This is a genomic window from Nonomuraea ferruginea (assembly GCF_039540635.1).
Lineage (GTDB): Bacteria > Actinomycetota > Actinomycetes > Streptosporangiales > Streptosporangiaceae > Nonomuraea > Nonomuraea ferruginea.
Map to the genome: position 1 here is coordinate 160,777 of NZ_BAABFD010000003.1, position 22,255 is coordinate 183,031.

25 protein-coding genes, 1 tRNA gene and 2 riboswitches are annotated in these 22,255 nt (G+C 72.0%); of the genes, 15 read left to right on the forward strand and 11 right to left on the reverse strand.

Features of this window, described 5'->3' with window-relative positions; all coding sequences use genetic code 11:
• Nucleotides 1–8: 8 nt before the first annotated feature.
• Genes ABD999_RS07365 through ABD999_RS07380 form a run of 4 tightly spaced genes read right to left on the reverse strand, consistent with a single transcriptional unit; the run spans nucleotide 9 to nucleotide 2,526 of the window.
• Complete coding sequence (locus tag ABD999_RS07365) at nucleotides 9–665, reverse strand: nucleotidyl transferase AbiEii/AbiGii toxin family protein (RefSeq protein ID WP_271275890.1); 657 nt, start codon at nucleotides 663–665, stop codon at nucleotides 9–11.
• Nucleotides 666–700: 35 nt separating this feature from the next.
• Nucleotides 701–1,018, reverse strand: coding sequence for a hypothetical protein (locus tag ABD999_RS07370; RefSeq protein ID WP_148033839.1), 318 nt, complete (start codon nucleotides 1,016–1,018; stop codon nucleotides 701–703).
• A gap of 3 nt (nucleotides 1,019–1,021) precedes the next feature.
• Entirely contained in the window at nucleotides 1,022–1,780 is a 759-nt protein-coding gene (locus tag ABD999_RS07375) for a hypothetical protein (RefSeq protein ID WP_148033840.1), read from the reverse strand.
• 41 nt (nucleotides 1,781–1,821) lie between these two features.
• Nucleotides 1,822–2,526 (reverse strand): FadR/GntR family transcriptional regulator, encoded by a 705-nt coding sequence (locus tag ABD999_RS07380; protein ID WP_219546595.1) that lies wholly within the window; start codon nucleotides 2,524–2,526, stop codon nucleotides 1,822–1,824.
• A 122-nt stretch (nucleotides 2,527–2,648) separates the two neighbouring features.
• On the opposite strand from ABD999_RS07380, the gene ABD999_RS07385 reads away from it, so the two are divergent.
• The 7 genes from ABD999_RS07385 to ABD999_RS07415 all read left to right on the forward strand — a co-directional run bounded on the left by ABD999_RS07385 (nucleotide 2,649) and on the right by ABD999_RS07415 (nucleotide 10,021).
• A complete protein-coding gene (locus ABD999_RS07385) occupies nucleotides 2,649–4,019 on the forward strand; it encodes a glutamine synthetase family protein (RefSeq protein WP_271275891.1) in 1,371 nt (456 codons plus the stop codon).
• A gap of 44 nt (nucleotides 4,020–4,063) precedes the next feature.
• On the forward strand, nucleotides 4,064–5,356 hold the full coding sequence (locus ABD999_RS07390) for an aldehyde dehydrogenase family protein (protein ID WP_271275896.1): 1,293 nt from the start codon (nucleotides 4,064–4,066) through the stop codon (nucleotides 5,354–5,356).
• 4 nt (nucleotides 5,357–5,360) lie between these two features.
• Entirely contained in the window at nucleotides 5,361–6,125 is a 765-nt protein-coding gene (locus tag ABD999_RS07395; RefSeq protein WP_148033844.1) for a 3-oxoacyl-ACP reductase, read from the forward strand.
• Nucleotides 6,122–6,865: a gamma-glutamyl-gamma-aminobutyrate hydrolase family protein gene (locus ABD999_RS07400; protein WP_271275892.1), complete on the forward strand. Its 744-nt coding sequence runs from the start codon at nucleotides 6,122–6,124 to the stop codon at nucleotides 6,863–6,865. The genes ABD999_RS07395 and ABD999_RS07400 overlap by 4 nt, the downstream gene beginning before the upstream one ends.
• 17 nt (nucleotides 6,866–6,882) lie before the next feature.
• Nucleotides 6,883–6,980: riboswitch (glycine riboswitch) on the forward strand.
• A riboswitch (glycine riboswitch) is annotated at nucleotides 6,981–7,078 on the forward strand.
• Between the two features lie 32 nt (nucleotides 7,079–7,110).
• Nucleotides 7,111–8,202, forward strand: a complete 1,092-nt coding sequence (gene gcvT, locus ABD999_RS07405; RefSeq protein ID WP_271275893.1) for a glycine cleavage system aminomethyltransferase GcvT — start codon at nucleotides 7,111–7,113, stop codon at nucleotides 8,200–8,202.
• Nucleotides 8,199–8,588 (forward strand): glycine cleavage system protein GcvH, encoded by a 390-nt coding sequence (gcvH, locus tag ABD999_RS07410; RefSeq protein WP_148033847.1) that lies wholly within the window; start codon nucleotides 8,199–8,201, stop codon nucleotides 8,586–8,588. Before gcvT ends, gcvH begins: the two co-directional genes overlap by 4 nt.
• 56 nt (nucleotides 8,589–8,644) lie before the next feature.
• Nucleotides 8,645–10,021 carry an L-serine ammonia-lyase gene (locus ABD999_RS07415; protein ID WP_271279073.1) on the forward strand — a complete coding sequence of 459 codons (1,377 nt, stop codon included), beginning with the start codon at nucleotides 8,645–8,647 and terminating at the stop codon, nucleotides 10,019–10,021.
• Nucleotides 10,022–10,060: 39 nt separating this feature from the next.
• Here the strand turns inward: ABD999_RS07415 and ABD999_RS07420 are convergent, their stop codons facing one another.
• Together ABD999_RS07420 and ABD999_RS07425 are read right to left on the reverse strand one after the other, a co-directional pair.
• Nucleotides 10,061–10,570: a hypothetical protein gene (locus ABD999_RS07420; RefSeq protein WP_271279074.1), complete on the reverse strand. Its 510-nt coding sequence runs from the start codon at nucleotides 10,568–10,570 to the stop codon at nucleotides 10,061–10,063.
• Nucleotides 10,570–11,169: a DUF6286 domain-containing protein gene (locus ABD999_RS07425; protein ID WP_271279075.1), complete on the reverse strand. Its 600-nt coding sequence runs from the start codon at nucleotides 11,167–11,169 to the stop codon at nucleotides 10,570–10,572. Before ABD999_RS07425 ends, ABD999_RS07420 begins: the two co-directional genes overlap by 1 nt.
• 138 nt (nucleotides 11,170–11,307) lie before the next feature.
• Between ABD999_RS07425 and ABD999_RS07430 the strand changes: the two genes are divergently transcribed.
• A complete protein-coding gene (locus ABD999_RS07430; protein ID WP_271279076.1) occupies nucleotides 11,308–12,498 on the forward strand; it encodes an amino acid deaminase/aldolase in 1,191 nt (396 codons plus the stop codon).
• A 30-nt stretch (nucleotides 12,499–12,528) separates the two neighbouring features.
• Here ABD999_RS07430 and ABD999_RS07435 read toward each other — a convergent pair whose 3' ends face one another.
• Nucleotides 12,529–12,858, reverse strand: a complete 330-nt coding sequence (locus tag ABD999_RS07435; protein ID WP_148033852.1) for a DUF3618 domain-containing protein — start codon at nucleotides 12,856–12,858, stop codon at nucleotides 12,529–12,531.
• Nucleotides 12,859–12,970: 112 nt separating this feature from the next.
• Here ABD999_RS07435 and bcp point away from each other — a divergent pair, with 112 nt between their 5' ends.
• The 3 genes from bcp (at nucleotide 12,971) to ABD999_RS07450 (ending at nucleotide 14,053) form a co-directional block, all read left to right on the forward strand.
• Nucleotides 12,971–13,444, forward strand: coding sequence for a thioredoxin-dependent thiol peroxidase (gene bcp, locus ABD999_RS07440; RefSeq protein WP_148033853.1), 474 nt, complete (start codon nucleotides 12,971–12,973; stop codon nucleotides 13,442–13,444).
• 63 nt (nucleotides 13,445–13,507) lie between these two features.
• Nucleotides 13,508–13,990, forward strand: coding sequence for an HNH endonuclease signature motif containing protein (locus tag ABD999_RS07445; protein WP_271279077.1), 483 nt, complete (start codon nucleotides 13,508–13,510; stop codon nucleotides 13,988–13,990).
• A tRNA-Leu gene (locus ABD999_RS07450) sits at nucleotides 13,981–14,053 on the forward strand. The genes ABD999_RS07445 and ABD999_RS07450 overlap by 10 nt, the downstream gene beginning before the upstream one ends.
• 59 nt (nucleotides 14,054–14,112) lie before the next feature.
• On the opposite strand, the gene ABD999_RS07455 is transcribed toward ABD999_RS07450, so the two are convergent.
• Nucleotides 14,113–15,066, reverse strand: coding sequence for a 2-hydroxyacid dehydrogenase (locus tag ABD999_RS07455; protein ID WP_271279078.1), 954 nt, complete (start codon nucleotides 15,064–15,066; stop codon nucleotides 14,113–14,115).
• 63 nt (nucleotides 15,067–15,129) lie between these two features.
• Nucleotides 15,130–15,528, reverse strand: coding sequence for a hypothetical protein (locus tag ABD999_RS07460; protein WP_345482634.1), 399 nt, complete (start codon nucleotides 15,526–15,528; stop codon nucleotides 15,130–15,132).
• A gap of 146 nt (nucleotides 15,529–15,674) precedes the next feature.
• Between ABD999_RS07460 and ABD999_RS07465 the strand changes: the two genes are divergently transcribed.
• The 4 genes from ABD999_RS07465 (at nucleotide 15,675) to ABD999_RS07480 (ending at nucleotide 20,848) form a co-directional block, all read left to right on the forward strand.
• A complete protein-coding gene (locus ABD999_RS07465; protein ID WP_271279080.1) occupies nucleotides 15,675–16,841 on the forward strand; it encodes a sensor histidine kinase in 1,167 nt (388 codons plus the stop codon).
• 19 nt (nucleotides 16,842–16,860) lie between these two features.
• Complete coding sequence (locus tag ABD999_RS07470; protein ID WP_222709198.1) at nucleotides 16,861–17,511, forward strand: response regulator transcription factor; 651 nt, start codon at nucleotides 16,861–16,863, stop codon at nucleotides 17,509–17,511.
• 108 nt (nucleotides 17,512–17,619) lie between these two features.
• Nucleotides 17,620–18,363, forward strand: a complete 744-nt coding sequence (locus ABD999_RS07475) for an ABC transporter ATP-binding protein (protein ID WP_271279081.1) — start codon at nucleotides 17,620–17,622, stop codon at nucleotides 18,361–18,363.
• A 1-nt stretch (nucleotide 18,364) separates the two neighbouring features.
• Complete coding sequence (locus ABD999_RS07480) at nucleotides 18,365–20,848, forward strand: ABC transporter permease (protein ID WP_271279082.1); 2,484 nt, start codon at nucleotides 18,365–18,367, stop codon at nucleotides 20,846–20,848.
• A 197-nt stretch (nucleotides 20,849–21,045) separates the two neighbouring features.
• Here ABD999_RS07480 and ABD999_RS07485 read toward each other — a convergent pair whose 3' ends face one another.
• Both ABD999_RS07485 and ABD999_RS07490 read right to left on the reverse strand, forming a co-directional pair.
• Nucleotides 21,046–21,315, reverse strand: a complete 270-nt coding sequence (locus ABD999_RS07485) for a hypothetical protein (RefSeq protein WP_148033860.1) — start codon at nucleotides 21,313–21,315, stop codon at nucleotides 21,046–21,048.
• On the reverse strand, nucleotides 21,312–21,965 hold the full coding sequence (locus ABD999_RS07490; RefSeq protein WP_271279083.1) for a toxin glutamine deamidase domain-containing protein: 654 nt from the start codon (nucleotides 21,963–21,965) through the stop codon (nucleotides 21,312–21,314). The genes ABD999_RS07485 and ABD999_RS07490 overlap by 4 nt, the downstream gene beginning before the upstream one ends.
• Nucleotides 21,966–22,255 lie beyond the last annotated feature (290 nt).

The window sequence follows — 22,255 nt, forward strand, 5'->3', positions numbered from 1 at the left end:
CCGATGCCTCAGTCGACCCCGGGCAGATCGGAGACGTCGTACTCGGCATCACCGTCGTCGGCCCGCCGCATCTTGATGTCGTCCGCCCACGCCGAGGTCAGCCTCCGGATGTCTCGCACCCGGTCCGCGGTCACCCCGTAGGCCGCGAACTCCTCGTCGGCGATGAACTCCACGAACTCCAGCCGCATGACGAGCTCGGGAAGTGAGAAGTCCTCCGCGTGCAGGCCGCCCAAACGCTCCAGATCTCTGAAGGAGTAGAGGTGGGCCACGGCGGCGATGTCGATGACATCCCGGGCCAGGCTGCGTTCGTACAGTGCCCGCATCTTCAGGCCCACGGCGTCGTCGAGCGCGACGACCCGCAGTTCGCCGCACACGCTGGGCTGCTGCTGGAGCGCCTCCCTGAGGAGGTCCACCTCACAGTGCTCCTCCGTCGAGGGATCCTTGAGGAGCAGTCGCCCGTACCGGGGTGTCACCTCCAGCACGGACACCTCCAGACCGGCGGCGCTGAGCGCTTGGGCGATCCCCTCCGCCACCTCCGGCAGCGGCGTGTCCGCGCTGGTGGCGAAGTCCAGGTCGGTGCTCGGCCGGTCCATGAATCCGTGCGCCCGCATCGCGTGCCCGCCCGCGAGCAGCAGATGGAAGCGCTCGCATGCCGGCAGAACCATTCCCAGCACCCGTTCCTGGAACGGCGGGAAGCGGATCACGGGAGCATGCCGAGGGCCAGCTTGTGCTCCCAGGCCCGGCGGTGGCCCGGGCCGAGCCCTTTCCTGAGCAGCGGCCAGTCGGCGGTCAGGTGGCGCGCGTTGAGGTATCTCTCCGCGTCCACGCGCCCGCCGCCCGTGATCACCATGCGGTACATCGACAGCCTCAGGCGCAGATCGGCCAGGTCGTACTCGCGGGGGCCCGACCATGACAGGTGGGGCGGCAGCGCCACCTTGCCGTCCACGGGTCCGCGCAGGTCCGTGAGCGAGTCGGGGATCTGGGCCAGCAGCCCGTCAGACCTGGAGGGAAGCGCCATGGCTCAAGTATGGCGGCGCAGACGGCGGGTGGAAGGCAGGTCGTGGCGGCCCGAGAGGAACTCCTGGAAGGCGATCTTGGCCCGGATCGCCGGCCGGCGCCAGCGTTCCTCCCGGTGGATGGCCTTGGCCATCTTGCGCGGCGAGCGCCCGACGAAGAACCAGTGGGCCCACGGCGACCCCGGCCGGGCCAGCCGCACCGCGCCCACCAGCAGCAGGAAGGGGAGGAACAGCCCTGCCATGCCGGTCCAGATCTTCCCCTTGAGCAGGGTGATCACGGCCAGCACCAGGTTGCCCAGGATCAGCGCCGCCGGGTCGACCAGCGGCGGGCCGAAGTCCCAGCTGAGCGGCCGCAGCCCGATGAGCAGCAGCCCGGTGACCGCCACGGCGATGAACACCGCGTCCACCGAGGTGCGCCCCTCCTCCTCCCAGTAGACGTCGTGCAGGTGGAGGATCAGCGCGAACTCGTCGAGCACCAGGGCCGACCCGATCCCGAACACCGACGCCGCGACCGCGTGCCCCACCTGCGACGCGCCGGAGACGACCATCCCGGCCACCCCGCCGACCAGCATGAGCACGACCCCGAACACCACGTGGTGGATGTGCATCTCGCCCACGTTGACGTTGCGGAACCAGCCGACCTTGGCCCTGATCAGCCGTACGTTGATGCGGGTGGCGATGAACGCCACGATGAGCGCGACGAAGAAACAGAACAGCGGCAGCCGTCCCGTCGCGATGATGCTTCCGTGAAACCATTTCTCCATGACCGTGAACCGACTCTACGAGCCTGTGGGCAGTGGTGCGGTCAGGAGAGGAATCCGCGCAGCAGGGCGGCCGTGCCTTCCAGGTGTTCGCTCATGGCGCGGCCGGCCCCCTCGGGGTCGCCCGCCAGGATGGCCGCCACGATCGCCCGGTGCTGCGCGGCCGCGTGGTCGAGGTTGACCTGGAGCATGGGGATGGCGTTGAGCAGGTCGCTCACCCGCAGGCGGGCGTCGGCGCAGGCGGACGCGAGCAGGGCGGACCCGGTCAGCTCGGCGATCGACAGGTGGAAGGCGGTGTCGAGGCGGCGGTAGTCCTCCAGCGAGGCGCCGTCCAGGTCGGCCAGCCTGCGCCTGAGCGTGTCGCGCTGCCCGCCGGTCAGCTCCATCCCGGCCAGCGCCTGGGCGGCGCCGCACTCGACGGCCAGGCGGAAGGTGAGCGCGTCCGCCAGGTCGTCGGTGCCCATGTCGGCGACCGCCTTGCGCAGGTCGGCCGGCCCCGGCCGGGGCGGCACGTAGGTGACGAACGCGCCGCCGTAACGGCCGCGCCGCACGTCGAGGTAGCCCGCGTCCTGCAGGGCGCGGATGGCCTCGCGCAGCGTCACCCTGCTGATGCCGAGCTGGACGGCCAGCTCGCGCTCGGGCGGGAGCTTGTCTCCCGGCGCCACCACGCCCAGCTTGATCGCCTGCAGGAGCCGTTCGACGGTCTCCTCGAAGGCGTTTCCGGCTCTCACGGGGCGCAGCACCGTCATCAAACGCGCCGACTCGTCCAACGTGTCCTCAGGTCTTGACAAGCGATCCCGCCATACACATCAATGGTCTGAGACTAGCCCAATCAACGGGAAACCGCCTCCTGCGAGATCGGAGCCAGCACGTGAGCGAGCGGTCCAGTCATGGCTTCCTCACCGTCGACGAGCTACGGCAGGAGGTCGCGGCGGGCCTGGTCGACACGGTGCTGCTGGCCATCGCCGACATGCAGGGCCGCCTCCAGGGCAAGCGCCTGTCCGCGCGCTACTTCCTCGACGAGGTGCTGCACCACGGCTCCGAGGGGTGCAACTACCTGCTCGCCGTCGACGTCGACATGAACACGGTCGGCGGATACGCGATGTCGTCCTGGGATCGCGGGTACGGGGACTTCGTGATGCGGCCCGACCTGTCGACGCTGCGGCGGGTGCCCTGGCAGGAGGGCACCGCCCTGGTCATGGCCGACCTCACCTGGGAGGACGGCGGCGAGGTGACCGCCTCGCCGCGCCAGATCCTCCGCCGCCAGCTCGCCCGCCTCCAGGAGCGCGGCCTGCGCGCCTGCGTCGGCACCGAGCTGGAGTTCGTCGTCTACGAGGACTCGTACGAGGGAGCCTGGAACCGCGCCTACCGCGACCTGACCCCCGCCAACCTCTACAACGTCGACTACTCGCTGCTCGGCACCGCCCGCGTCGAGCCGCTGCTGCGCCGCATCCGGCGCGACATGGAGGGCGCGGGCCTGTACGTGGAGTCCGCCAAGGGCGAGTGCAACCCGGGCCAGCACGAGATCACCTTCCGCTACGCCGAGGCGCTGGTCACCTGCGACAACCACGCCGTCTACAAGAACGGCGCCAAGGAGATCGCCGCCCAGGAGGGCAAGTCGATCACCTTCATGGCCAAGCCGAACGACCGCGAGGGCAACTCCTGCCACATCCACATCTCGCTGCGCGGGGCGGACGGCGAGCTGGTGATGGCGGGCGACGGGCCGCACGGGCTCTCGCCGCTGGGTCAGCGGTTCATCGCCGGCCAGCTCGCCTGCCTGCGCGAGCTCACCCTCATGTACGCGCCCAACATCAACTCCTACAAGCGGTTCGTGCCCGGCAGCTTCGCGCCCACGGCCGTCAAGTGGGGCGTCGACAACCGCACCTGCGCGCTGCGCCTGGTCGGCCACGGCCCCTCGCTGCGGGTGGAGAACCGGGTGCCGGGCGGCGACGTGAACCCGTACCTCGCGGTGGCCGCGCTGGTCGCGGCCGGCCTGCACGGCATCGACGGGGAGCTGGAGCTGGAGGAGGCGTTCGAGGGCAACGCCTACACCTCCGGCGCCGAGACCGTGCCGCACACCCTGCGCGACGCGCTGGCCCTGTTCGAGGGTTCCAAACTGGCCGGGGAGGAGTTCGGGGAGGACGTGGTGGCCCACTACGCCAACAACGCGCGGGTCGAGCTGGCCGCCTTCGACGCGGCGGTGACCGACTGGGAGATGTTCCGGGGATTCGAGCGCCTGTGAAGATCATCAATCCGGCGACGGAGCAGGTCGTGGCCGAGGTCGAGATGGCCGGGGCCGCCGCGGTCGACGAGGCCGTGGCCAGGGCCGCGAAGGCCTACCGGGAGTGGCGCGAGGTGGCCCCGGGCGACCGGGCGCGGCTGCTGCGCGGCTTCGCCGACCTGGTCGACGCGCACGCCGAGGAGCTGGCGATGCTTGAGGTGGCCAACGCCGGCCACCCCGTCGGCAACGCCCGCTGGGAGGCGGCCGCCGTCCGCGACGTGCTCCACTACTACTCCGGCGCTCCCGAGCGCAACCACGGCAGGCAGATCCCGGTGCCCGGCGGCGTGGACGTCACGTTCCAGGAGCCGCTGGGCGTGGTGGGCGTGATCGTGCCGTGGAACTTCCCGATGCTGATCATGTCGTGGGGCGTCGCGCCTGCCCTCGCGGCGGGCAACACGGTCATCGTCAAGCCCGCCGAGCAGACCCCGCTGACCGCGCTGCGGCTGGCCGAGCTGGCCCTGGCGGCGGGCCTGCCCGAGGGGGTGCTCCAGGTCCTGCCCGGGGCAGGGGAGGTCGCGGGCGCCCGGCTGGTCGAGCACCCCGGCGTCGCCAAGATCGTGTTCACCGGCTCGACCGAGGTGGGCAAGGAGATCGCGGCCAAGGCCGCCGCCCACGTCAAGCGGCTCACGCTGGAGCTCGGCGGCAAGTCGGCCAACATCGTCTTCGCCGACGCCGACGTCGCCAAGGCCGCCGCCGCCGCCCCGTACGCGGTCTTCGACAACAGCGGTCAAGACTGCTGCGCCCGCTCGCGCGTGCTGGTGCAGGAGAGCGTGTACGACGAGTTCCTGGAGCGGTTGTCGGAGGCGGTGCGCGGGCTGCGCGTCGGCGACCCGCTCGACCCCGCCACCGAGATGGGCCCGCTGATCAGCCCCGAGCACCTGGAGCGGGTCCGCGGCTTCGTCGCCGACCCGTACCTGCAAGGTTCGTGCCCGCAGGGCCGCGGCTACTGGTTCCCGCCGACGGTGCTGACCTCGAACGTCACCGACCGGGCGTTCACCGAGGAGATCTTCGGGCCTGTCGTGTCCGTGGTGCCGTTCGCCGGTGAGGCCGACGCGGTCCGCATCGCCAACGACACCCGTTACGGCCTGTCCGGCTCCATCTGGACCCGCGACATCGGCCGGGCGCTGCGGGTGGCCCGCGCGGTCGAGTCCGGCGCGCTCTCGGTCAACTCCAACTCCTCGGTCCGCTACTGGACCCCGTTCGGCGGCTTCAAGGAGTCGGGGCTCGGCCGCGAGCTGGGCCCCGACGCGCTCGCCGCCTTCACCGAGACCAAGAACGTCTTCATCTCAACGGAGTAGCCCTATGCAGCGTTTGCTGGACCGCGTGGCCGTCATCACCGGAGCGGGCAGCGGCATCGGCCTGGCCACCGCGCACCGGTTCGCCGAGGAGGGCGCCAAGGTCGTCTGCGTCGACATCGACGAGGAGGCGGGCGCCAAGGCCGCCACCGAGGTCGGCGGCCTGTTCGTCAAGGCCGACGTGACCAGCGAGGACGACGTGGCGCGGATGTACGAGACCGCGTTCGAGACCTACGGGAGCGTGGACGTCGCGTTCAACAACGCGGGCATCTCGCCGCCCGACGACGACTCCATCCTGGAGACCGGCATCGACGCCTGGCGCCGGGTCCAGGAGGTCAACCTGACCAGCGTATACCTGTGCTGCAGGCACGCCATCGGCTACATGCGCCGCCAGGGCAAGGGTTCGATCATCAACACCGCCTCGTTCGTGGCCGTCATGGGGTCGGCGACCTCGCAGATCTCCTACACCGCTTCCAAGGGCGGGGTGCTGGCCATGTCGCGCGAGCTGGGGGTGCAGTTCGCCCGCGAGGGCATCCGGGTCAACGCGCTGTGCCCGGGGCCGGTCAACACGCCGCTGCTCCAGGAGCTGTTCGCCAAGGACCCCGAGCGGGCGCAGCGGCGGCTGGTGCACGTGCCGCTCGGCCGCTTCGCCGAGGCGTCGGAGATCGCGGCCGCGGCCGCCTTCCTGGCCAGCGACGACGCGTCGTTCATCACGGCGTCGCAGTTCCTGGTCGACGGGGGGATCTCCGGCGCGTACGTGACGCCGCTGTGAGCCGGCCCGTCATCGGTGTCAGCACCTACGTCGAACCCGCCCGGTTCACGGTGTGGGACCTGCCCGTGGCGCTGCTGCCGTACATGTACGTGGAGCAGGTGACGCGGGCGGGCGGGCAGCCGGTGCTCATCCCGCCGGCGGGCGATCCGGCGGCGCTGGTGACCCGGCTGGACGGGCTGATCCTGGCGGGCGGCGGGGACATCGACCCGGACCGGTACGGCGCGTCACCCCACCCCCACACCGACTACATCCGGAAATTTCGTGACACCGCCGAGTTCGCCCTGATGACCGCGGCCCTCGAAGCCCGGACCCCCTTCCTGGGCGTCTGCCGGGGTCTCCAGGTCCTCAACATCGCCCTGGGCGGCACCCTCCACCAGCACCTCCCTGACGTCGTCGGCCACACCGGCCACTCCCCCGCCCCCGGCCGGTTCGGCCCCCTCCCCGTGCGCCCCGCCGCCGGCAGCAAGCTCGCCAAGATCCTCGGCGGCGCCCCGGTCACCGTGCCCCACTACCACCACCAGGCCGTCGACCGCCTGGGCACGGGCCTGACAGTGACGGCCACCTCCGGGGACGGCACGATCGAGGCCGTGGAACTCGACTCCCACCCGTTCGCCGTCGCCGTCCAGTGGCACCCGGAGGCCGCCGACGACTGTGCCCTCTTCGAAGCCCTAGTCGCGAACGCTCTGGTCGCGCACGCCGCGGAGTTCGCGGACGCGACAATTCACCCCGAAGGCCATTAGGCTTGCCACATCACCGTCGAAGCCGTGCGGGAGAGCGCCCTGACAGCCGGTCGGGGCCCCTGAAGGAGCAAGCCCTCCCCGCGAACCTCTCAAGGCAAAGGACCGTACGGCCGAGGTGTCCTCTGGAAAGCAGGTCCGCGCGACCTCGCCGAAGGTGAAAGTCCGGAAAAAAGCCGGGTGAAGCTCTCAGGCACCGACGACAGAGGGGGAGGATCCCGGCATCCGATCCTGTCCTGAGGTGCGACATGTCACGACCGACGCCGCTGAGAGACGTGCACGAGTCTCTCGGCGCCACCCTGACCGACTTCGCCGGCTGGCTCATGCCGCTGCGCTACGGCAGCGAGTCCGCGGAGCACAACGCGGTCCGCCAGGCGGCCGGGCTCTTCGACCTGTCGCACATGGGGGAGATCTTCCTCACCGGCCCGCAGGCGGCGGACGCCCTGGACTACGCCCTGGTGGGACACCTGTCGGCGCTGGCGACCGGGCGGGCGCGCTACACGATGATCGTCGACGAGCGCGGCGGGGTGCTGGACGACCTCATCGTCTACCGGCTCGGCGACGAGGAGTTCATGGTCGTGGCCAACGCCTCGAACGCGGGCAAGGTCGCGGACGAGCTGATGACCCGCGCCAAGGCTTACGACGCGCGGGTCGAGGACCGCTCCGACGAGTACGCCCTCATCGCCGTCCAGGGCCCGCGCTCCCAGGAGATCCTCGCCACCCTCACCGACGCCGACCTGGCCGGGCTCAAGTACTACACCGGCCTGCCCGGCAGGGTCGACGGGCGGGAGGCGCTCATCGCCCGCACCGGCTACACCGGCGAGGACGGCTTCGAGCTGTTCGTGGCCGTCCAGGACGCGGTGCCGCTGTGGCACGCGCTGACCGCCGCCGGCGAACCGTACGGGCTGAAGCCGGCCGGGCTGTCCAGCCGTGACACGCTCCGCCTGGAAGCGGGCATGCCGTTGTACGGCAACGAGCTGAGCGCGGAGCTGACCCCGTTCGACGCGGGGATGGACAGGGTGGTGAAATTCGACAAGCCGGGCGACTTCGTGGGCAGGTCGGCGCTGGAGGCGGTCAAGGACACCCCGCCGCGGCGCCGCCTGACCGGGCTGGTCGCGCGCGGCCGCCGGGTGCCCCGCCACGGATACCCGGTGACCAAGGACGGTGCCGTCGTCGGCGAGGTCACCAGCGGCGCGCCCTCGCAGACGCTGGGCAAGCCCATCGCGCTGGCCTACGTCGACGCCGGCATCGACGCCGGCGAAGGTCTGGCCGTCGACATCAGGGGCAGGCAAGAACCCGTGGACGTGGTCGAGCTGCCCTTCTACAGGAGGAACAAGTGAGCAACATCCCTGACGACCTGAGCTACACCAAGGAGCACGAGTGGATCTCCGGCCTGGAGGACGGCCTGGTCGCCACGATCGGCATCACGGCCTTCGCCGCCGAGGCCCTCGGTGACGTGGTCTACGTGCAGCTCCCGGAGGTCGGCTCGACCGTGGAAGCCGGGGACTCGATCGGCGAGGTCGAGTCCACCAAGTCCGTGAGCGAGATCTACACGCCTGTCGGCGGCGAGGTGGTCGAGGTCAACCAGACCCTGGTGGACGACCCGTCGCTGGCCAACAGCGACCCGTACGGCGAGGGCTGGATGTTCAAGGTGCGCGCCGACGGCGACGCCGCCGACCTGCTCTCCGCCGAGGAGTACGCCGCCCTCACCTCGGGCGAGTCCTGACCCACCCGCCGGGGCCCGGCACCGGGCCCCGGCCCCGCGCGTGAAAGGCGCCATCAATGGCGATCAGCGTCTTCGACCTCTTCAAGATCGGGATCGGCCCGTCCAGCTCCCACACCGGCGGCCCGATGGCCGCCGCCCACCGGTTCGCGCGCGGCCTGCACCAGGACGGGCTGCTCGGCCGTACGGCGCGCGTCGAGGCCATCCTGTACGGCTCCCTCGGCCTGACCGGCAAGGGCCACGGCAGCGACAAGGCCGTCCTGCTGGGCCTGTCGGGCGAGAAGCCCGAGCTGGTGGACGTCGACACCGTGGACGAGCGGCTGGCCGCGATGCGCGAGTCCGGCACGGTCCGGCTGTTCGGCGAGCGGGAGATCCCGTTCGTGATCGGCGAGGACCTGGTGTTCGAGCGGAAGATCTCGCTGCCGGAGCACCCGAACGGCATGCGCTTCACCGCCTACGACGAGGCGGGCGGGAGCCTGCGCGAGAAGGTGTACTTCTCCGTCGGCGGCGGCTTCGTGGTCGACGAGACCGCCACCGGCGCCGGCCGCATCAAGCCGGACGACACGGTCCTGCCCTACCCGTTCACCACCGGCGAGGAGCTGCTCAAGCACTGCTCGGCCACCGGCCTGTCGATCTCCGGGCTGATGCTGGAGAACGAGAAGGCGTTCGGCCTCGGCGAGGACGCGATCCGCGCCCGCGTGCTCGACCTCTGGCGGGTCATGACGGAGTGCGTGCGGCGGGGCATCGCCAAGGAAGGCGTGCTGCCCGGCGGGCTCAAGGTCAAGCGCCGCGCCCACCAGCTGCACCGCCGCCTGCAGGCCGAGTCCGCCGAGAAGGATCCCCTGCAGGCGATGGACTGGGTGTCGCTGTTCGCCCTGGCCGTCAACGAGGAGAACGCCGCCGGGGGCCGCATCGTCACCGCCCCCACCAACGGCGCGGCCGGCATCATCCCCGCCGTGCTCACGTACTACTCCCGCTTCACCCCGAACGCCGACGACGACGGCGTGATCCGCTTCCTGCTGACGGCGGCGGCGATCGGCGTGCTGTTCAAGGAGAACGCGTCCATCTCCGGCGCCGAGGTCGGCTGTCAGGGCGAGGTCGGCTCGGCCTGCTCGATGGCCTCGGCGGGGCTCACCGAGGTCCTCGGCGGCACCCCCGAGCAGGTGGAGAACGCCGCCGAGATCGGCATCGAGCACAACCTGGGCCTGACCTGCGACCCGATCGGCGGCCTGGTGCAGATCCCGTGCATCGAGCGGAACGCGGTCGCCTCCATCAAGGCCATCACCGCGGCCCGCATCGCGCTGCGCGGCGACGGCCGCCACCACGTGTCGCTCGACAAGGCCATCAAGACCATGCGCGACACCGGCAGGGACATGCTCGACAAGTACAAGGAGACCTCGCGCGGCGGCCTCGCCGTGAACGTCATCGAGTGCTGAGACGCTTCGGAGCCGGCCGGATCCCAGGCAGCGTGAGGTCTAGCGACGGACGTGGATGCGGACCACCGCGCCCAGCTCGTCGTCGCGGACCTCACGCCGGATGCGGCCGACGATCTCCCGGTCCAGCTTGCCCACCACCGCGCCCACGTCCGCCCCCGGCGGGCAGGAGAGCGAGATCCGCAGCCGGGCCGCGCCTTCCAGCTCGCCGAGCACCCGCACCGCCGCCCGCGACAGCCCTTCCACGTCCTTGAGGCCCACGCAGAGCATCGCCGTGCCCGTACCGGACCGCGTCCCGAACCGGCCCCAGCCGAGGCTCAGCAGCAGCCACCGGAGCGTCACCAGCGCGAGCACCACCAGCACCAGGGCCACCAGCCAGGGCACCCACGGCTGCCCGCTCAGAGCGTCGGCGGTGCGCTCCGGCAGCACCCTGGCCCGCGGCGACAGCCCGCGCAGCTGGCCCTGGCCGCGCAGCCAGGCGAAGCCGCCGGCGATCAGCAGCACCGCGCCCACCACGGCCAGCCCCAGGCGGTTGCCCCCGTACTGCCGCATCACAGCCCCTTCCTGCGCAGCCGCACCACGACCTCACCCGTGCCGAGCGTGCCCAGCCCCGCCAGCCGGTCGCCCACCGCGGTGCCCACCTGCCTGAGCATCGCGCCCGACGACTCGGGGCCGGTCACCACGGTGACCTCGATGCGCCGCCTGCGCAGCCGTACCCTGACCCGGTCCACCCCGTCGGCCTGCCGCGCGACCTCGCGCAGCGTGCGGCGCAGGCCGGAGCGGGTGATGCCGATGACGATCAGTGGGTCCGTGGTCTCCACGGGTATGAGCCTGCACCGGCCCGGCAGCACCGCCAGCAGGAGCAGGCCCAGCCCCAGGCCCGCGACCCCCAGCGCGGGCGCCGACAGATCCTTCCACGATGACGCGGACGCCAGCGCGGCGGCCTCGTCGATCGGCACCAGGCCGAGCGGCCGGGCCCACAGGCCCGCGACGATCTCCGCGGCGAGGAGCCCGAGTCCGGCGGTCAGCAGCGCCGCCACGGCCACACCGGCGGGCGTTCTGGCTGGTCGGAGCACCCGGCGGGATCTGCGGACCGGGGAGTCGCGCACCGCGGCGGAGGTACCGGGCAGAAGCTGCTGGAGCGTGGTCATCACAACCATCAGAGGTACACGGGCGAGGCTCCCGCTCGACCGTGTCCCCGCCGCCCGTTTGCAGGATCATTACGGGCCATGCGATCAATGCGAATCAGCCTCATGTTCAATTGCCGGTTATGCCGTTACGCTGCCGGTATGGACGACCGCCAGCGCTACGACCGTGCCACCGCCGCGCTCGAGCCGCCGTTCGCCATCCTCGACCTGGCCGCGATGCGCGCCAACGCCGCGAGCATGGTGCGCCGGGCCGCGGGCAAGCCGATCAGGGTGGCCACCAAATCACTCCGATCCCGGCCGCTGCTGGAGCGGGTGCTGGCCATCGAGGGCTTCCGCGGCCTGATGGCGTTCACCCTCCCCGAGGCGCTCTGGCTCGCGTCCCGAGGCCGCACCGACATCCTCGTCGCCTACCCCACCGCCGACCGGCAGGCCCTCGCCGCCCTGGCCGCGGACGCCGACGCCGCCCGGCACATCACGATCACCGTCGACTCGGCCGACCACCTCGCCTACCTGGACCAGGCGCTCTCCGGAGTCCACCCCCGGCACGAGATCCGGCTCTGCCTCGACATCGACGCCGGCTTCGTCGCCCTCGGCGGCCGGTTCAGGGCCGGCGCGCTGCGCTCCCCCGTCCGCGACGCCGACCAGGCCGCCCGCCTGGCCGCCGACATCGCCAAACGCCCCGGCTACCGGCTGGCGGGACTGCTCGCGTACGAGGCCCAGATCGCCGGCGTCGGCGACGCCCCCCAGAGCGCCGCCTACGGCCGCGTCGTGCGGCTCATGCAGACCCTCTCGGCCAGAGAGCTCGTGATGCGCCGCGGCCGCATCGTCAACGCCGTCCGCCAGGTCGCCGACCTCGAGTTCGTCAACGGCGGCGGCACCGGCTCCATCGAACGCACCGTACGCGAGAAGGCCGTCACCGAGGTCGCCGCCGGATCCGGGCTCTTCCACCCCAGGTTGTTCGACTTCTACCGCGGCTTCACCGGCCACCCCGCCGCGATGTTCGCGCTCCCCGTCGTGCGCCGTCCCTCACCGGACACCGTGACCGTGCTCGGCGGCGGCTACATCGCCTCCGGCCCCCCGGGCACCGGCCGCGCGCCCCAGCCGTACCTGCCCGCCGGCCTGCGCTACAGCCGCGACGAGGGCGCGGGCGAGGTGCAGACCCCCCTCACCGGCCAGGCAGCCGAGGACCTGCGCGTCGGCGACCGCGTCTGGTTCAGGCACGCCAAGGCGGGCGAGCTGTGCGAGCGCTTCGACACCCTCCACCTCGTCGACGGCGACACCGTCGTGGAATCCGTGCCGACCTACCGCGGCGAGGGCAGGACGTTCCTCTGACCGCTTACCGCCGCCGTGTTCCTCTGACCGCTACCGGCGCCTGCGCCGCCGCCACAGCACCACGGCCGCCCCCAGCACCAGCACCGCGCCCACCCCGATCAGCACCGGGGCCAGATCCGGCGGCTCCTCGTCCCACAGCCGCTCAGGGTCCTGCCCCAGCTCCACCGGCCGCGGCGACATGCCCAGCGCGTCACTCACCTGCGCCACCAGGTTGCCCGCCCTGGTCTTCACATCCGCCACCGTGCGCTCGGCGACCCGCTTCGGGCTCACCCGGTCGGCGATGGCATCCACCGTCTGCGCCAACTCCGCGCGCGTCCGCGCGATCCGCCGCTCCAGCTCATCAGGATCGGTGTCAGCCATGACTCTCCTTCCGGCGCGCTCCTGCTCGTGACGATCAGTCTGTCAGGTCATCACCCCGGACGGCACGCCAGCCCGGCCGGTAGGTTCTCCAGGAGAACCACGGGAGGACCTGATGACCGAATCCAAGCTCGCGCCCGGCGACGCCGCGCCCGAGTTCACGCTGCCCACCTCCGACGGCGGCAGCGTCTCTCTCGCCGACCACCGCGGCAAGCGCGTGATCCTCTACTTCTACCCCGCCGCCATGACACCCGGCTGCACCAAACAGGCCTGCGACTTCCGCGACAACCTCGGCCGGCTCACCGACGAGGGCTACGTCGTCCTCGGCGTCTCCAAGGACAAGCCCGCCAAACTCGCCAAGTTCGCCGAACGCGACGCCCTGACCTTCCCGCTCCTGTCGGACCCCGAGCTGGAGATCCACAAGGCGTACGGCGCGTTCGGGCTCAAGAAGCTGTACGGCAAGGAGGTCGAGGGCGTCATCCGCTCCACCTTCGTCATCGACCCCGCCGGAAAGATCGAACAGGCGCTGTACAACGTGCGAGCCACCGGCCACGTCGCAAGCCTCAAGAAGAAACTCGGCCTTTCCTGACCAAAAGGACTTCGCTCGTCCGCAAACACTGAAACTGTCGGCCGGCTTTTCTAGCTTTACGACATGGCCGCTTATCAGAAGTACACGCGAGCGATGCTCGCCGAGGCGGCGGCGACTTCTCTCAGCGTTGCCGATGTGCTCCGCCGCCTGGGCATCAGATGGACCGGCGGCAGTCATGCACACATCAGCCGCCGGCTGAAGCACTTCGCCATCGACACCTCCCATTTCGTGGGGAGGGCGCACGGCAAGGGCAGGAGATCTCCCACCCTGCGCCCCTATCAGGAGATCCTCGTCCTCCGCCCGCCGGCGTCCATCCGCGAGAAGGCGCCCGCGCTGCGCCGGGCGTTGCGGGAAGCCGGGCTGCCCTACGCCTGCGCAGGCTGTAGGATTGACGGCACGTGGCAGGGAAAGCCGCTCACTCTCCATGTCGACCACATCAACGGTGATTGGCTCGACAATCGACAGGAGAATTTGCGATTCCTCTGTCCGAATTGCCATTCTCAGACCGCCAACTTCGCGGGCAGGGGAAAGGCGAAGGGGCCGTAGCCCAATGGCAGAGGCACAGTCTTTAGGTGGCTGGCAGTGTGGGTTCGAATCCCATCGGCCCTACATTTTCCTTCATTCTCGCCGGCAGATCGTGCTCCCTGCGTGGCGATTTCTGCTGTAGATCACGAGACCGTGTTGGCCGGTCGTTCACCGCGGGCGTACTGGGCTATCTGAGCGGCGGCCACCTGCCAGGCGCGGGCGTCCGCCTGGGGGACGTCGCCTGCCACGTGCGGGGTGATGAGGACCCCGGGGGTGTGCCAGAGGGGGTGGTCCGGGGGAAGGGGTTCGGGGTCGGTGACGTCGAGGATGGCGCGCAGGCGGCCGGTGCGGGTCTCGGCGAGCAGGGCCTGGGTGTCGACGACGGGGCCGCGGGCCGCGTTGAGGAGGATGGCGCCGTCCTTCATGGCCGCGAGGAAGTCCTTGTCGGCGAGGTGGTGGGTGCCGGGGGTGAGGGGCAGCATGAGGGCGACCACGTCCTGGGCGGGCAGGAGGGCCGGGAGGTCGGCCATGGTGACGACGCCGGGGCGGGGGTGGCGGGCCATCATCGTGATGTGCGGGCCGAACGGCTCCAGGCGGGCGCGGAGCTGGACGCCGAGGTCGCCGGCGCCGAGGATGAGCACCCGCTTGTCCCAGAGCGTCTCGGCGACGTGCGGGTTCCAGCGGGCGGCGGCCTGGTCGGCGGCGAAGGCGGGCAGGTCGCGGGCGACGGCCAGCAGGGTGGCGGCGGCCCATTCGGCGACGGCGGGGCCGTGGGCGCCGCGCGCGTTCGACAGGGTGACGTGGGCGGGCAGGCGGCCGGTCCAGTTGTCGGTGCCGGCGCTGAGCGTCTGCACGAGCCGGAGCGCGGGCAGCCGGTCGACGAGGGCGAGCACGCGGTCCACCGGGCGGGAGGGGATGACCATGACCTCAGCCGCCTCGGCGCCTTCCGGCGGTTCGTCGCGCACGTCGTACAGGAGCGCGGTGACGCCGTCGACGGCGGCGAGCGCGTCGAGGCCGCGCGGCTCGGGCACGAGGGCGATGAGGGGCTGGTCGGACGCTTCGGACTGGGCGGGCGTGATGGGCTCTTGTGTCGGCATGGTGTTCCCGGGGTTCGGCTGCCACGGGTTCATTCCCCGTATCGGATCGGAGAACCTGGGGATCTAGCCGACGCGCGTCGGGAGGGGCGCCGGTTCGAGGTCGCAGATGACGCGGCCCTCGATGCGGAGGCAGACCGGCGGGCGCTCGCCGGGCCGCTGCCAGGAGTCCGTCGGGCCGGGGCGGGCCCAGAGGGCGCCGGTCAGGGCGACGGCGCCGCCGCCGATGAGGCCGCCCACGACGAGGCCGGCGAGCCCGGCGCCGACGACCTGGGTCTGCTTGCGGCGCAGGAAGTCGCGGAGGGTGGGCTTGGCGGGCGGTGCGGGCAGAGGGCCCCAGCCGGGGCCGGAGTACGGGCCAGGCCCGAGATCACCGTAAGGCGTGGGGCGGGTGTCCCGGCGGTTCGGGTCGCGCGGTGGTTCCTCTTCACCGCGCGACCCGGCGTCACGATCATGATCCGCCATCACGATCTCCCTTTACTCGCCCCGGAGGGCGCTCCCGGGAACTAGATTGCCGCAGCACCCGTAAGCGTGGCGTAAGACCTGGGTTGTACGCGTACTTCCCCCTCAAGGCTGAGCCGAGTGGTTGGCGGCATCCGTATCGTGAGGATGTGTTCGGCAAGGTGAGGGCGTGGTCGGCGCGCCGCGGGAGGCTGATGGACGCCCTCCGGGTGGCGCCCGTCGCGGTGCTGTGCCTGCTGCCGGCGGTCCCGCAGGTGTTCTACGAGCCCGGCGGGGTGACCGGCTACGTCTTCTTGACGCTGGTGCTGCTGGCGCCGCTGTTCGTGTGGTGGCGGCGGCCGGTGGCGGCGTTCGCGGGTGTCGCGCTGGTGAGCTTCGGCCAGTGGGCGGCGAGCGTGGACGTGCTGCCGGCCAACTTCGTGGTGCTGGTGGCGCTCTGGGCGGTGGCCGCGCGGTGCGCGTTCCGGTGGGCGCTGGCGGCGCTGCTGGTGGCCGAGCTGGGGGTGTTCCTGGCGCTGGTGCGGTGGGACACGCCCACGCTGGGCATGTTCACGACCGGTTCGATCCTCGTGGTGACGGTCTGGCTGGCCGGGCTGTACGCGAGCACGCGCAGGCGCTACCTGGAGAGCCTGGAGGAGCGGGCCAGGCGGGCGGAGCTGGAGCGCGACCAGCGGGCCAAGATGGCCGCGGCGGCCGAGCGGGCGCGGATCGCCAGGGAGCTGCACGACGTGGTGGCCCACCATGTGAGCGTCATGGTGGTGCAGGCCGACGGCGCGGGTTACGCGATCGCCTCCGACCCGGAGCAGGCCCGGCTGGCGGTGCGGACGATCTCCCGTACCGGGCGGGAGGCGCTGGCGGAGATGCGCAGGCTGGTGGGCGTGCTCAGGGAGGACGAGGGCGCGGGCGGGGGCACCGACTACACGCCGCAGCCGGGGCTGGCGCAGCTGGAGGACCTGGTGCGCGGGGCGGGCGTGCCGGCCACGCTGCGGGTCACGGGCACGCCGGGCGAGCTGCCGGAAGGGGTGCAGCTCGCCGTCTACCGCATCGTCCAGGAGGCGCTGACGAACGCGCTCAAGCACGGCGGCCCGGACGCGCGCGCCCTGGTGGAGCTGGATTGCCGCGGCTCCGAGCTGGTGGTGCGGGTGACCGATGACGGCAGGGGGGCGGCGGCGCCGCTCGCCTCCGGCGGCCACGGGCTGGTGGGGATGCGGGAGCGGGTCGGCATGTACGGCGGGGAGGTCTCGGCGGGGCCGCGGCCGGGTGGCGGCTTCGAGGTGCTGGCCAGGCTGCCGGTGCCGCGGGTCAGGGCGGCTTAGGGAGGTCGGGGTGGACCAGGTGATCCGGGTGATGCTGGTGGACGACCAGGAGCTGCTGCGGGCCGGGTTCCGCATGGTGCTGGGCGCGCAGCCCGACATCGAGGTGGTCGCCGAGGCGGGCGACGGGCTGCGGGCGGTGGAGCTGCTGCGGTCCGTCGAGGTGGACGTGGTGCTCATGGACGTGCGCATGCCGCGGATGGACGGGGTGGAGGCGATCGGCCACATCAGGGGGCCGAAGGTGCTCATCCTGACGACGTTCGACCTGGACGAGTACGCGTTCGCGGCCATCAGGGCGGGGGCCTCGGGCTTCCTGCTGAAGGACGTGCCGCCGGCGGAGCTGGTGAGCGCGATCCGTTCGGTGCACGCGGGTGACGCGGTGGTGTCGCCGCGCACGCTGAAGCGGATGCTCGACCGGTTCGCCGTCCACCTGCCGTCGGAGGCGCCGGCCGCGGCGGCGGAGCTGACGCCGCGCGAGCGTGAGGTGCTGCTGATGGTGGCGCGAGGGCGCTCCAACCTGGAGATCGCCGCCGAGCTGGAGGTGGCGGAGGCCACGGTGAAGACGCATCTGGGGCGGGTGCTGGCCAAGCTGGGGCTGCGGGACCGGGCGCAGGTCGTGGTGTACGCGTACGAGGCGGGCCTGATCGTGCCGTCGCATCGGCCGAACGGCTGAGTGGGGTCGTCTGGCGTCGCAGGAGAAGTCCCTCCTCAGGGCCCATGGATCACGAAATTTCCGGCCATAGCGTGAGTCGCGTTCTTCAGATGCCAACGAGGAGTGGACGTGACTTTCACGAAGACCCGGCACCCCGCCGTGGTGGCCGAGGCGCTGACCAAGGTGTACGGCGAGGGCGACGCCCGGGTGCACGCGCTGCGCGAGGTGGACGTGTCCTTCGGCACCGGCGCCTTCACGGCCATCATGGGCCCGTCGGGCTCGGGCAAGTCCACGCTGATGCACTGCCTGGCGGGCCTCGACACGGCCACCTCCGGCACCGTGCGCGTCGGCGAGGTGGAGCTGACCGGGCTCAGTGACAAGCGGCTCACGCTGCTGCGCAGGGAGCGGATCGGCTTCGTCTTCCAGGCGTTCAACCTGCTGCCCACGCTGAGCGCCGAGGAGAACATCCTGCTGCCGCTGCGGATCGCCGACCGCCGGCCCGACCAGGTGCTGTACGACCGGGTGATCGACACCGTGGGGCTGCGCGACCGGCTGGGGCACCGGCCGGCGGAGCTGTCCGGCGGCCAGCAGCAGCGGGTCGCGGTGGCCAGGGCGCTGATCAGCAAGCCGCAGGTGATCTTCGCGGACGAGCCGACGGGCAACCTGGACTCGCGCAGCGGCGCGGAGGTGCTGTCGTTCCTGCGCACGTCGGTGCGCGAGCTGGGGCAGACGATCGTCATGGTGACGCACGACCCGATGGCGGCCTCGTACGCCGACCGGGTGGTGTTCCTGCGTGACGGCCGGCTGGTGGACGAGCTGTCCGCGCCCACGCCGCAGACGGTGCTGGACACGCTGATGAAGCTGGAGGCGTGAGGTGCTGAGGACGGCTCTCGCCGGGCTGCGCGCGCACCGGCTCCGGCTGCTGCTCACCTCCCTGGCGATCATGCTGGGGGTGGCGTTCATCGCCGGCACGTTCGTGCTGAACGACACCATCCAGGCCGGGTTCGCCGAGCGGGTCACGGCCGACGCCGAGAAGGTCGCGGTCGCCGTACTGCCGGAAGGTCCCGGCGAGCGGATCGGGCCGGAGGTGCTGGAGCGGGTGCGCGCCGTGCCGGGCGTGCGCGAGGCCGTGGGGCTGGTACGGGGCAGCGCGCCGCTGCTGGGCCAGGACGGCAAGGCGGTCGGCGGCATGCCGACCACGGCCGTGTCGATCGTCCCTGGGGCGCTGGACCGCACGACGATCGTCAGCGGCACCGGCCCCGGCTCCGACGACCACGCGGCGGTGCTCGACGAGAACACGGCCGAGGCGGCGGGCTTCCGGGTCGGCGACACGATCAAGGTGCTCGACAGCCGGGGGCGCGAGCACGTGTTCCGGCTCGTCGGCCTCCTGGACCCGGGCCTCGACCAGGAGCTCGCCTACACGGGCGCGGTCGGCTTCACCACGGCGACGGCGCAGCGGATGACCGGCGCCGAGGGCTTCGCCGAGATCGACGTCGCCGGAGACGACCCGGCCGCGCTCAAGCCGGCCGTGGCGGCGGCCGCGGGCGCCGGGCACCAGGTGCTGACCGGCGAGGAACTGGCCGCCGACCTGGCCAGGCAGGCCGGGCTGGAGATGCGCACGCTGACGGTCGGGCTGCTCATGTTCGGCCTGGTGGCGATGGTGGTGGCCGCGCTGGTCATCTACAACACGTTCGGCATCCTGGTGGCGCAGCGCACCCGCGAGATGGCGCTGCTGCGTTGCATCGGGGCCACCCGCGGGCAGGTGTTCGGCTCGGTCCTGATCGAGTCGGCGGTGGTCGCCGTGGTGGCGTCGGTGACCGGGCTCGCGGCCGGGTACGGGCTGGGCGCGCTCACGCTCGCGGTCCTGGGCGCCCTCGACGCGCCGCTGCCGACCGAGGCGGCGCTCGCGCTGTCGCCGGAGACGATCGCCGTCGGCCTGGGCGTGGGCCTGGCCGTCACCGTCGGCGCCACGGTGCTGCCCGCGCGGACCGCCACCCGGGTCGCGCCGGTGGCCGCGCTGCGCACGCAGGTGGAGGAGCGGACGTTCCGCGCGGGCGTGCCGCGGGTGGTCTTCGCCGCCCTGTTCCTGCTGGCGGGGCTCGGCGCGGGGGGCGCCGGGGCGCTGGTGCTGCCGCCGGGCGAGCAGACCTCGCTGTTCGTGGTGATGGCGGGCGGCATGCTGACCTTCCTCGGGGTGCTGATCCTGGGGCCGGTGCTGGTCAGGCCGCTGAGCGCGGTGCTCGGCTGGGTCCCGGCCAAGCTGTTCGGGGTGCCGGGGCGGCTGGCCGTGGACAACTCGGGCCGCAACCCCAAGCGGGCCGCGACCACGACCGTGGCGCTGACGATCGGGGTGACGCTGATGACGCTGATCTCGGTGGTCACCGCGTCCACCCGGGCGACGGTCACGGACAAGCTGGACGAGCAGTTCCCCGTGGACTACGCGCTCATGACCCAGGGCCGCGAGGGCGGCATCCCCCGGTCGGTCGGCGAGGAGCTGAAGGACCGGCCGGAGTTCGCCGCCGTGCTGCGGGTCCGCGACACCGCCGCGACGGTGGGCGGTGTCAGGGTGCGGGTCGGCACGTACGAGGGTCCGATCAGCCCGAAGCTGGTCTCCGGCGCGCTGCCCGAACTGGCCGCCGGGCAGGTGGCGGTGGCCGCGCGCGCCGCGCGGGACCTGCGGGTGGGGGTCGGCGACACGGTACGGGTCGGCCCGGGCTCCGGGGCGGTGCCGCTGGAGGTGGTGGCGGTCGTGGACGACGAGTCGCCGCTGCCGACGCTCGCCCTGGCCCCGGGGCAGTTCGCGGAGCTGTTCGGCGACGTCCAGGACAGCCGGGTGCTGATCGATATCGCGGACGACGTGGCGCCCGAGCGGGCGCGGGCCGTGGTGGAGGCGGCCGCGGCCGCCCACCCGACGGTCCAGGTGCAGAGCTCGACCGAGGTGCGCGAGGAGTTCGACCAGACGCTGGACATGCTGCTGATGATCATCACCGGGCTGCTCGGGCTGTCGATCCTCATCTCGCTGCTCGGCATCGCCAACACGCTCTCCCTGTCGGTGCACGAACGGGCCAGGGAGTCGGCGCTGCTGCGGGCGCTCGGGCTGACCAGGGCGCAGCTGCGGCGGATGCTGTCGGTGGAGGCGCTGGTGTTCGGGCTCATCGGCGCGGTGGTCGGGGTGGCGCTCGGCCTGGTGTTCGGGTGGGCGGCCATGCGGGCGATGCTGGACGGGGCGGTCTTCACCGCGTCGCCGTGGCAGATCGGGCTGTTCGTGCTGCTGTCGGGGGTGGCGGGCATGGTGGCCGCGGTGCTGCCGGGCCGGCGTGCGGCCAGGGCGTCGATCGTGGGATCGCTGGCAGGCTGACCCTTCTGGCCACAAACCCGGATAAATCAGTTATAGGCGATCAAATCCGGATATGTGTAGCTCGGTTGCGCGCGGGACCTTCGCTGCCGCGTGCCCGAGGGAGGCCGGGCGTCCATGGGGGCGACGCCCGGCCTTGCCCTAGTTTCCAGCGTTTCTATGGCGGAGGGGCGCTTTTTCCGTACTTCGTATGGCAGCGCTCAGCGAGGGTGGCGGCCGGGCCAGAGGTCGGCGACCGACTCCGGGTCCAGCAGAGGGCGGGCCACCACCTCGCCCGAGGACCTGTCGATGACGACGCACCCGCCGCCGATCGTGTCCGGCAACCGGGCCGGGTCGTCGGGCTCCGGCTCGCGCGCCCACGCCACGTACCCGTCACCGAACCCGTAGATCCCCACCGGCAGCGCCTCCTCCTGCGGGCGCACCCCGTTGAAGTACTCCTCCGCCAGCGCCCTGGCCTGGTCGAGGTTCATCGCGGCTGCCCCTGCCTGTCGAGGATGACGCAGAACACCCCGGTCACGGTGGTGTAGAGGGGTTCGACGGCCATGTGACCACGCTGGGCGTCGATCCAGATGACCTCGTCCAGGTAGTTGACCGCGTTCCAGGCGTGCGACCCGCCGGCGGGCCAGCGGACCACGATGATCGCCGACGCGCCGTGACCCGCCTCCCGCAGGCGGCGGGCCAGCATCGGGTACGCGTGCCGCCCCTGCCCGGCGTACTGGAAGCGCTGCCCCGCCCAGCGTTCCATCCGCGCCGTGCTGCCCGCCTCTCCGGTGACCAGCGGGCGCCCGATGGCGTCGTACTCGGGCGTCCTCGGCGCCGCGGCGGCCGGTTCCCCGTGCCAGGTGGACAGCACGGCCAGTGCGCAGTCGGCGGCGTTCGAGGCCCGGAACGGGTCGTCGGCCGGCCCGCCGCCGTTGATGAGCCGCACCCAGGTGCCGCGCGGGTCCGGGAACCTGGCGCCCGGCTCCACCGCCATCGCCAGGTCCTGCTCCACCTGCGGGTCCGGCCGCGCCAGCCCGCCCGGCGCCCCGTACGACCTGCTCCCGGCCAGCTTGGGCGGCCGATGCGGCCAGTCGAACCAGTCATACTCGGCGACCCCCCGCCTGACCCCCGCATCCACCCCATCGGCCCCGGGACCGCCGGGCGCCAACCCTTGATCGAAGACCCCACCGACCGGCAACCCCTGATCGAAGAGACCGCCCGGCGCCGACATCTGATCGAAGAGACCGCCCGTATCCAACCTCTGATCGAACGGCCCGGCAATCGCCGGCCCCTCACCGTACGGCCCGGCAGTCGCCGACCCGTGATCGAACGGCCCGGTAGTCGCCGGCCCCCGACCAACCGGCCCGGTGCCTGCCAACCCGTGATCGGGAGGACCGGCGATGGCCGCCCCCTGATCGAGAGGATCAG